At 44.6% G+C, this 7,505-nt stretch carries 8 protein-coding genes and 1 pseudogene; 6 read left to right on the top strand and 3 right to left on the bottom strand.

Going from position 1 to position 7,505, the window contains the following annotated elements; genetic code table 11:
• Window positions 1–186, top strand: a pseudogene (locus tag GBV73_RS09855) (hypothetical protein); the annotation flags it as partial.
• Between the two features lie 100 nt (window positions 187–286).
• On the opposite strand, the gene GBV73_RS09860 reads toward GBV73_RS09855, so the two are convergent.
• Window positions 287–745: a hypothetical protein gene (locus GBV73_RS09860; RefSeq protein ID WP_152881073.1), complete on the bottom strand. Its 459-nt coding sequence runs from the start codon at window positions 743–745 to the stop codon at window positions 287–289.
• 46 nt (window positions 746–791) lie between these two features.
• The gene (locus GBV73_RS09865) at window positions 792–1,550 is read right to left on the bottom strand and encodes a Nif3-like dinuclear metal center hexameric protein (protein ID WP_152881081.1); all 759 of its coding nucleotides are present in this window, start codon (window positions 1,548–1,550) and stop codon (window positions 792–794) included.
• Between the two features lie 138 nt (window positions 1,551–1,688).
• Here GBV73_RS09865 and GBV73_RS09870 point away from each other — a divergent pair, with 138 nt between their 5' ends.
• The 3 genes from GBV73_RS09870 to GBV73_RS09880 all read left to right on the top strand — a co-directional run bounded on the left by GBV73_RS09870 (window position 1,689) and on the right by GBV73_RS09880 (window position 5,169).
• Window positions 1,689–1,943, top strand: coding sequence for a hypothetical protein (locus tag GBV73_RS09870; protein ID WP_152881075.1), 255 nt, complete (start codon window positions 1,689–1,691; stop codon window positions 1,941–1,943).
• A gap of 1 nt (window position 1,944) precedes the next feature.
• Entirely contained in the window at window positions 1,945–3,303 is a 1,359-nt protein-coding gene (locus GBV73_RS09875; protein WP_152881077.1) for a tripartite tricarboxylate transporter permease, read from the top strand.
• Between the two features lie 99 nt (window positions 3,304–3,402).
• Window positions 3,403–5,169, top strand: a complete 1,767-nt coding sequence (locus GBV73_RS09880; protein ID WP_152881083.1) for a tRNA uridine(34) 5-carboxymethylaminomethyl modification radical SAM/GNAT enzyme Elp3 — start codon at window positions 3,403–3,405, stop codon at window positions 5,167–5,169.
• A 101-nt stretch (window positions 5,170–5,270) separates the two neighbouring features.
• Here the strand turns inward: GBV73_RS09880 and fba are convergent, their stop codons facing one another.
• Window positions 5,271–6,119, bottom strand: coding sequence for a class I fructose-bisphosphate aldolase (gene fba / locus GBV73_RS09885; protein WP_225807252.1), 849 nt, complete (start codon window positions 6,117–6,119; stop codon window positions 5,271–5,273).
• A 97-nt stretch (window positions 6,120–6,216) separates the two neighbouring features.
• Between fba and GBV73_RS09890 the strand changes: the two genes are divergently transcribed.
• Together GBV73_RS09890 and GBV73_RS09895 are read left to right on the top strand one after the other, a co-directional pair.
• Entirely contained in the window at window positions 6,217–6,963 is a 747-nt protein-coding gene (locus tag GBV73_RS09890) for a biotin--[acetyl-CoA-carboxylase] ligase (protein WP_152881079.1), read from the top strand.
• Between the two features lie 312 nt (window positions 6,964–7,275).
• Window positions 7,276–7,505 (top strand): hypothetical protein (locus GBV73_RS09895; protein ID WP_152881022.1); only part of this gene is annotated, 230 nt, incomplete at its 3' end.

Raw genomic sequence — 7,505 nt, forward strand, 5'->3', positions numbered from 1 at the left:
CTCTACAATGGGATAAAGGCTCACCGCGCTGGCTTTAAACATCTCTGGGTGGTTTACCCCTTTAGGAACGATCCTTTGAGAAAAAGCTGGGTTGAGGAGTATCTCAAGGAGCTCGGTGTTGAGGTGGAGATTGTCTCTCCAGAGGGCATTGGGAAAAAGTTCAGGGAGTTTTTGAGTTTGATTTAGGTTTTGTGAGAGATTGCTATTTAGGAAGTTATCCTCGATGGAGCAAGCATTCTTTGATTCGTCCATAAAAAATGCATTATGAAGGGGCGATCGAAGTTGCTTACTCCCTCTTTCTGAACCTAGCCGTTATTGTTTCGTTGGTTCTCCAGAATGGTAGTTTGCTGGCTTTGATTTCGATTTTTGCGGAACCCTTATTGAGAACGACCTCTTTTGCTAGCTCACTTGGTAGCTGGAACTGGATGTATATCTCTTCAGGGAGTTCGTCTTTCTTGACCGTGATCTTGAACTTATCGGTCCCATTTATGTTCTCATCGCCATAGCGTACGAGGTATGATGTGCCTTCAGGAAAAATGATCTCGAGGTTAAAGTTGTCAACGTAGGGGGTGATCTTCAGCCCGAAGAGAGCGGTTCCGTCTGAGGTTATGTATGTCACGCTTTCATTATTTGTATAGAAAACGTCTATGTAGGAGAAGCTTGCGGGTGGTAGCTCTGCTGTATTGACTGCGTATGCTAGGAGGCTGAGTGTTATGAGGATAAGCACAAGCATCGTTTTGTTCATTTTTTCACCCCAGGGGATTGTGTGGGATGGCTATATAACATTTCTCTTATAATCCTGTCGGCTCGTCTATAAAGAAAACGCTCACCCCAAATCTCTCCTCCAGCAAGGGCATTAGTGCTTTAACACCAAGGGTTTCTGTGGCGTAATGTCCTGCTGCTATAACATTTAGCCTCCCTTCCTTGGCTGTGTGATAGTCGTCGTGCAGAAATTCACCTGTTATGAAAAGGTCAACGCCTTTTTCTATCGCTTCCGGTATGGCAAACCCTCCCCTGCCGCTGACCACGGCGACGCTCTTTATTTCCTCGACCCCGAATTCATAGGCTTTTACATAGTCAGTCTTCAGCTTTTCCACGAGTATCTGGGCAACCAGAGGCAATGGTTTTGGCTCTTCAAACTCTCCCAGGTATCCAATGTTTATGCCATTATATCCTCCGAAAGGCTCCTTTGGCTCCAAACCTAAGAGTTTCAACAGCTGTGCGTTGTTTCCTACCTCAGGATGAACGTCAAGGGGCAGATGGGCGGCGTAGAGGTTTATCTCGTTTTCGAGGAGAAACTTAAGCCTTTTTTGTACAAGCCCTCTGACGTACTCTATTCCTCCCCATATTAGGCCGTGGTGCACTATCAGCATGTCTGCTCCTAAAGCCTTGGCTTTGACAAAGGTGTCCATGCAGGCATCAACTGCAAAGGCAATCTTCTCTATCTCTTCTTTTCCTTCTACCTGCAATCCATTTCGGGATTTGTCAGGAAAAGAGCCTATGCTCAGGTACTCGTCAAGGAACGCAACAATCTCCGCTCTGCTTACCATCTTGTTCACCTTTTAATAGTTGCTTTTCTTGTGTTTAAATGTTTTTCATGGGCTTAGGCACTTGCCTAAAAATGTGCCAACTGTAGTCGAAAGTTTTAAATAGAAACGATGTAAAAGTTGCTATTTGGTGAAATCACCATGAGTAAGGTAAAGCAAAATCTATACGAGATTTTTGGGGAAGTTATAGCAGAACACGATTTTATAAAAGCATTCCTAATAACAAGCGCATTGGCATTTCTAATGTACTTTAGCGCTCCACAGATAGTTCGTATGATTGGGAGGGAAGATTTGTTGAATGCCCTAAGAGTAACGTTAGGTGCCTTCGGAGCATTTTTGGGATTTATAGTATCAACGGCAACAATTGAACCAAAAAGGGTTGTGGAGGAGGAGTAAAATGGACATTGCAACTCTCTTAATCCAAGCCACACTTTTGACGGCGTTTTCCGTGTTGTTGTATATAATAATTGGAATGATCCCTGGAACCGATGAGACTGCTACAATTGCTCCAATAACCTTGGCGTTTTTGGCAGCGGGATTTGATCCATTGCTTGTTCTCGCGTGGTTTATGGGGACAATAGTAGCATTTAAAGCTGCAGATGCGGTTCCTACAGCACTTGCGGCAATTCCCGGAGGAGTTATGGCAGTACCGCAGGTTCCGGATGCATTGGTAGCAAGAAAACATGGGTACTCGGAGATCCTTCTGAGAAAAGGTATAACTGCTAGTATTATTGGAACAATAGTTGCTATAGCAATAACGTTGCCCCTGTCCTTCTATTTGGCGCCTCTTGGGGAGTTACTTAAAAATCCTACCGGACCTTTAGGCTGGCCTGGTTGGGTGTATTTGATCGTCGCGGGAATACTCCTGCTAGCAGTGATGTCAAAGGCAAAGGTGCTTGCGTTGTTGGCCATATTTCCCTTTGCAATGCTTGTTCAAGGTCTTAGGGGACTGTACGGACAGTCAGCGTTTGTGAGCATTTTTCTGGCGATTACAATCGGCCCAATACTCTACGAGCTCTTAACCTTAATCTCACCGAATAACCACCATCTAAGGCGGCAAGATTATGCACGGATTAAGCTGGTAAAAACTGGAAAGATATCTTTAAACCCCCTGCATCACCTTACCAGGGTGGAAGTCATGCTTTCTTCTGCCTTGGCAGGGTTAAGTGGTATCCTGGCAACTTTTATGAGCCCTGTAGGATTAACAGTCCTGTTTGGGGACTTGATAAAAGAGAGCCAAAAAGATGAACTTAAAGGTTCTCTCATGGCATATGCAGTGAGAGATGCCATAAAGAACGCCACTTATATTGGGGGAACCCTTATACCACTCATTGCATTGGGAGTGCCTACAGGGCCCATGTCCGCAGGGCCGGCACATCCATTCTTTGCTGAGCTTGCATCGTTTGGAGGAGCTACACCGAGGGAAGTCTTGCTCCAGAGGTACTCAACTTCGACCATAATGCTTGTAACAGTTTACGCGACTATATTCGCTGCACTCCTTGCGTACTTCATACTGATTAAGTACTCAAAGCAGCTAACCAGATTTGTCTTTAAAAAAGTGCCCGCAGAGGCACTGTATGCTACGTTCCTAGCAATAGTGCTTGTATTGGCATACAATGATGCTGGAATCGCAGGAATCTTTGGCTCAATCCTAGTTGGTCTTATTTCAGCCACATTCGTTAGAAACGGCGTTTCAATAGGAATACTCTTCATGATACTGGTTGCTGCCCCCTATCTTGTGGGGCTGTTATTCTGATTTTTATTTTTCCAATTTTAGGTCTATCTTCAAGAACATTAAATCGGATGTGATGTTAAGACTTTTAAATGACAGTTCACTTCTATGAACGTGATGAGAATGGAAGAAAAATATAGAAAAGCCTGCGAGGAAATTGCAAGGGCGGTAATTTCGGGTGAGATTAGGGACAGGAGAGAACTAAATCGGTTTAAGGTTAAAATCGCCGCGAAGTACCACCTTTCAAAGATTCCCACTAATTCAGACGTGCTTAGAGTGATGAGCAAAGAAGATAGGGAGAAGTTCAAGGACTTCCTCAAGAAGAAGCCTACTAGGACAATTAGCGGTGTTGCTGTTGTTGCAATGATGACAAAGCCGTTTCCGTGCCCGCACGGCAGGTGTATTTACTGCCCTGGGGGCCCAAGCGAGGGCTCTCCCCAAAGCTACACTGGAAAAGAGCCATCTGCTTTAAGAGCTCTTCAGAACGTTTATCATCCCTATCTCATAATGATGAACCGTTTGAAGCAGCTCTATGATATCGGCCACGACATAGACAAAGTTGAGGTTATTATACAGGGAGGAACTTTCCCCGCTGTGGATTTGGATTACCAGGAGTGGTTCATAAAAGAGGCCTTCAAAGCCATGAACGATTTCCCTTACTTCAAGGACATTGAGAACCTTGAAGAGAAAATTAGAAAGGCTGTTCTTTTTGGCGAGGTTGACGAAGACCCCCTCTTCAAAAAAGCTTGGGAGAGAACACACAGGAAGCCGTACTATTATCTCGAGGAAGAGCAGAGGAAGAACGAGAAGGCAAAGGTCAGAATGGTGGGGCTAACTCTTGAAACAAGGCCCGATTGGGCCATGGAAAAGCAAATCGATAGAATGCTCAAGCTAGGCACCACGAGAGTTGAGCTTGGAGTTCAAACGGTGTTCAACTTCATCTATGAGAGGGTGAAGAGGGGACACACCGTTGAGGATACTGTGAGGGCTACCCAGCTCCTTAAGGATGCAGGTCTTAAGATAAACTACCACATGATGCCGGGTCTTCCGGGAAGTAACTTTGAAAGGGACTTAAAGGCCTTCCAAATAATCTTTGAAGACGAACGCTTCAGGCCGGATATGCTCAAAATTTATCCCACCCTGGTCACGAAGGACACGCTCCTTTACAAGTGGTACAAGGAAGGAAAATACAGGCCTTACACGACTGAAGAAGCCGTTGAACTGCTAGTTGAAGTTTACAAGATACTGCCAAAGTGGGTCAGAGTAATGAGAATACAGAGGGATATCCCAGTTCAGCTTGTTGAAGCTGGAGTAAAACACTCCAATTTAGGCCAGTTGGTGTTCAATGAGCTCATAAAGAGGGGCATAAGGCCGAGAGAGATTCGCTTCAGGGAAGTTGGGCATCAGATGCAGAAGTTTGGAGTTCAGCCCGAGGTTGAGCACATTAAGCTGCTGAGAGGGGATTATAAGGCAAGCGAAGGCCACGAGATATTCTTGAGCTTTGAGGATGTGAAGAACGACATTCTCATCGGCTTCATCAGACTTAGAATCCCAAGTGAAAAAGCCCACAGAAAGGAGATAAACTGCTGTCCATCTGCTATAGTTAGGGAGCTCCACGTCTACGGCCCTTTGGTTCCAATAGGTGGAAAACCGAAGTATGAATGGCAGCACAGGGGCTATGGAAGGGAGCTTTTGGCTGAGGCGGAAAGAATAGCGAAGGAAGAGTTCGACGTAAAGAAGATGCTCATCATAAGCGGCGTTGGCGTTAGGGAATACTACAGAAAGTTCGGCTATAGAAAGGACGGCCCATATGTGAGCAAAAGACTTGACAAGAAAGGATATGCCAACTTTGTTAAGAGCAGGGAGTTTGATGCCCACTTGAACACCTGAACTAAGGTGGTGCACTTAATCGGCCTTTATTTTTTGTTAAGTGAACTGCCCCGCCCTTACGGAGGGTCTTCCCCCCGAAGAAGATAAAAAGACGAGAAAACTCAAATTAACCCTTCGGCCTTTGCGGCCTCTTCTGGATCCTCATTTCTGTGGATTACCCTTAAAAGTGCTTTAATCATCGGTTCTGGGTTTTCTCTCTGGAATATATTCCTTCCAACTACTGCTCCGCTTCCTCCAGCTTCAATAACTTCCCAGACAAGCTTTAGGAAGTCAAGAGGATTGTCTGTTTTTGCTCCACCACTCAGAAGAACTGGAACGCCTGAAGCAGCGTCGACAACTCTGGCAAATGTTTCCCTTGACCCGGTCCAGTAGGTTTTAATCATGTCTGCCCCCATTTCTGCGGCGGCCCTTGCTCCGTACATGACCACTCTGTAGTCCTCCTTCTTGCCGTATTTTTCATTGATATAAGGCCCTCTTGGATAGGCAAACTGCACGACCGGATAACCTAAATCGTGGGCGTAGCTCGCTATTTCTGCAAACTGTCTCATCATTGCACCTTCATATGGGCTGCCCCAGTAGACGGTTGCCGCTACAGCATCGGCGCCAAGTTTAATTGCGTCCTCAACAAACCCGAGCTGGTCTTGCATAAGCCACTCTTCCTTTGGTCTGAGCTCTGTTTTGCTGGTGAGCTTTACCATCAAACCGACATCTTTACCGACAAGTTCTTCCCCGGCTATTCTCGCTATCCCTGGGAGCATCATCACGCCGTCTACTCCAGCCCTAACAACTTTTCTAATTATGACTCTTGGATTGATGTGTTCCCAGTGTTCTTCGAAATCCATTGGGCCGTGCTCAAACCCGTGATCCATTGCAAAAATCAAAGCCCTCCCATTCCTTCTAAAAAATCTCCTAAGTCTTCTCTTAATCCCAATGTTGTTGTATGCCTCCACACTACTCACCTCTAGTGATACATTGCTGACAAATAATTTAAACTTATCGTTAAAACTAAATACTTCAATTGTCGAAATTCATTTCGGTGAAACAAAAATGTTCGGACTCAACACTAAGATCATTGGAAGGAGGGTGATATACTTTCAGGAGATAGATTCAACCAATGAATATGCTAAACGGATAGCCCTCAATGAGGAAGAGGGAACCATAATAGTGGCTGACACTCAAAACAGCGGCTATGGTAGGAACTCCAGAATCTGGGCATCCCCTAAAGGCGGGCTGTGGATGAGTGTGATATTAAAACCAAAAACTACACCGGAACACATAGTTAAAACTGTTTTTCTCGGAGCAGTAGCCGTTGTTGAAACCCTGGAGCGATTTGGAATAGATGCAAGGATAAAGTGGCCTAACGATGTCCTTGTAAACGAAAAAAAGATATGTGGTATCTTAACCGAAGGGAGCTTTTCGGAGAAGGAGGTTTACTACATTATCTTGGGCATAGGATTAAACGTCAACAACCCAATCCCAGAGGAACTTGTGGGCATCTCAACATCAATAAGCAAAGTTTTAGGAGTGCGGATTCCCACAGAAGAGGTGTTTAAAATCCTTGTGGAGCGGTTGGAGCACTGGTATGGAGAGTTCCTCAAGGGAAATGACGAGAAGATACTCCAAAAATGGAGGGAGAAGGCACTCTTAGGCAGAAATGTCAAAATAATAATGGAAGATAAGGAGATTGGAGGAAAGGCTCTGGATATTGATGAACTCGGTGCATTAATCTTGGAGCTTGAGGACGGGAGAAGAGAGAAAATTCTCTATGGAGATGTATCATTGAGGTTTGAATAGTCTTTTCTTTTTTGCATTCTTTTAGAAAAACAAAAAAGGTTATATATCCCAGCACGTACAAAACAAATGTACAAAATCTATCAGCAATGAACCAAGATGTAATCTCAATTTCCGGGGGGTGAACTCAGTGGGCTGTTTCATAGGTAGTGATAAATGGAACTTTTGAATTCTTTTGTTGACACTGTCAGGATAAGCAGTGGGACGTTAGGTTTAAGTTTCTGATACCTCTTCAGAAAAGGGGAGAGAAATGAGGACTGAAACCATTATTTACTTACTGGTTTCAGTCTTAAAAACCTTTCGCCGGAACAGGGCGTGTTTATAGTAACCTTTATTAGGGTTTTTGCTGAATTCTTTCAGGTGGTTGTCGTGATCCCCAGATGGGATCACAGACTCAAAGACCCTGAAAGCGTGGCATTCGCAATTCTTGACGTTTTAGCAGACTTCGAATCAGAAGGAAAGCTGAAGAACCTGCCAAAATCCAAAAAATTTCCAGTAAAAACAATACTGGCAATACTCCTCTTTAAACAATACTACAACCTACC

It is taken from the genome of Thermococcus sp. 101 C5 (genome assembly GCF_009372125.1).
Classification (GTDB): Archaea; Methanobacteriota_B; Thermococci; order Thermococcales; family Thermococcaceae; genus Thermococcus_A; species Thermococcus_A bergensis.

Excerpts from the sequence above, each read along its gene's own strand:
- GBV73_RS09860 (WP_152881073.1), bottom strand. The coding sequence starts at position 745 with ATGAACAAAACGATGCTTGTGCTTATCCTCATAACACTCAGCCTCCTA.
- GBV73_RS09890 (WP_152881079.1), top strand. The coding sequence starts at position 6,217 with ATGTTCGGACTCAACACTAAGATCATTGGAAGGAGGGTGATATACTTT.
- GBV73_RS09880 (WP_152881083.1), top strand. The coding sequence starts at position 3,403 with ATGGAAGAAAAATATAGAAAAGCCTGCGAGGAAATTGCAAGGGCGGTA.
- GBV73_RS09875 (WP_152881077.1), top strand. The coding sequence starts at position 1,945 with ATGGACATTGCAACTCTCTTAATCCAAGCCACACTTTTGACGGCGTTT.
- GBV73_RS09865 (WP_152881081.1), bottom strand. The coding sequence starts at position 1,550 with ATGGTAAGCAGAGCGGAGATTGTTGCGTTCCTTGACGAGTACCTGAGC.
- GBV73_RS09870 (WP_152881075.1), top strand. The coding sequence starts at position 1,689 with ATGAGTAAGGTAAAGCAAAATCTATACGAGATTTTTGGGGAAGTTATA.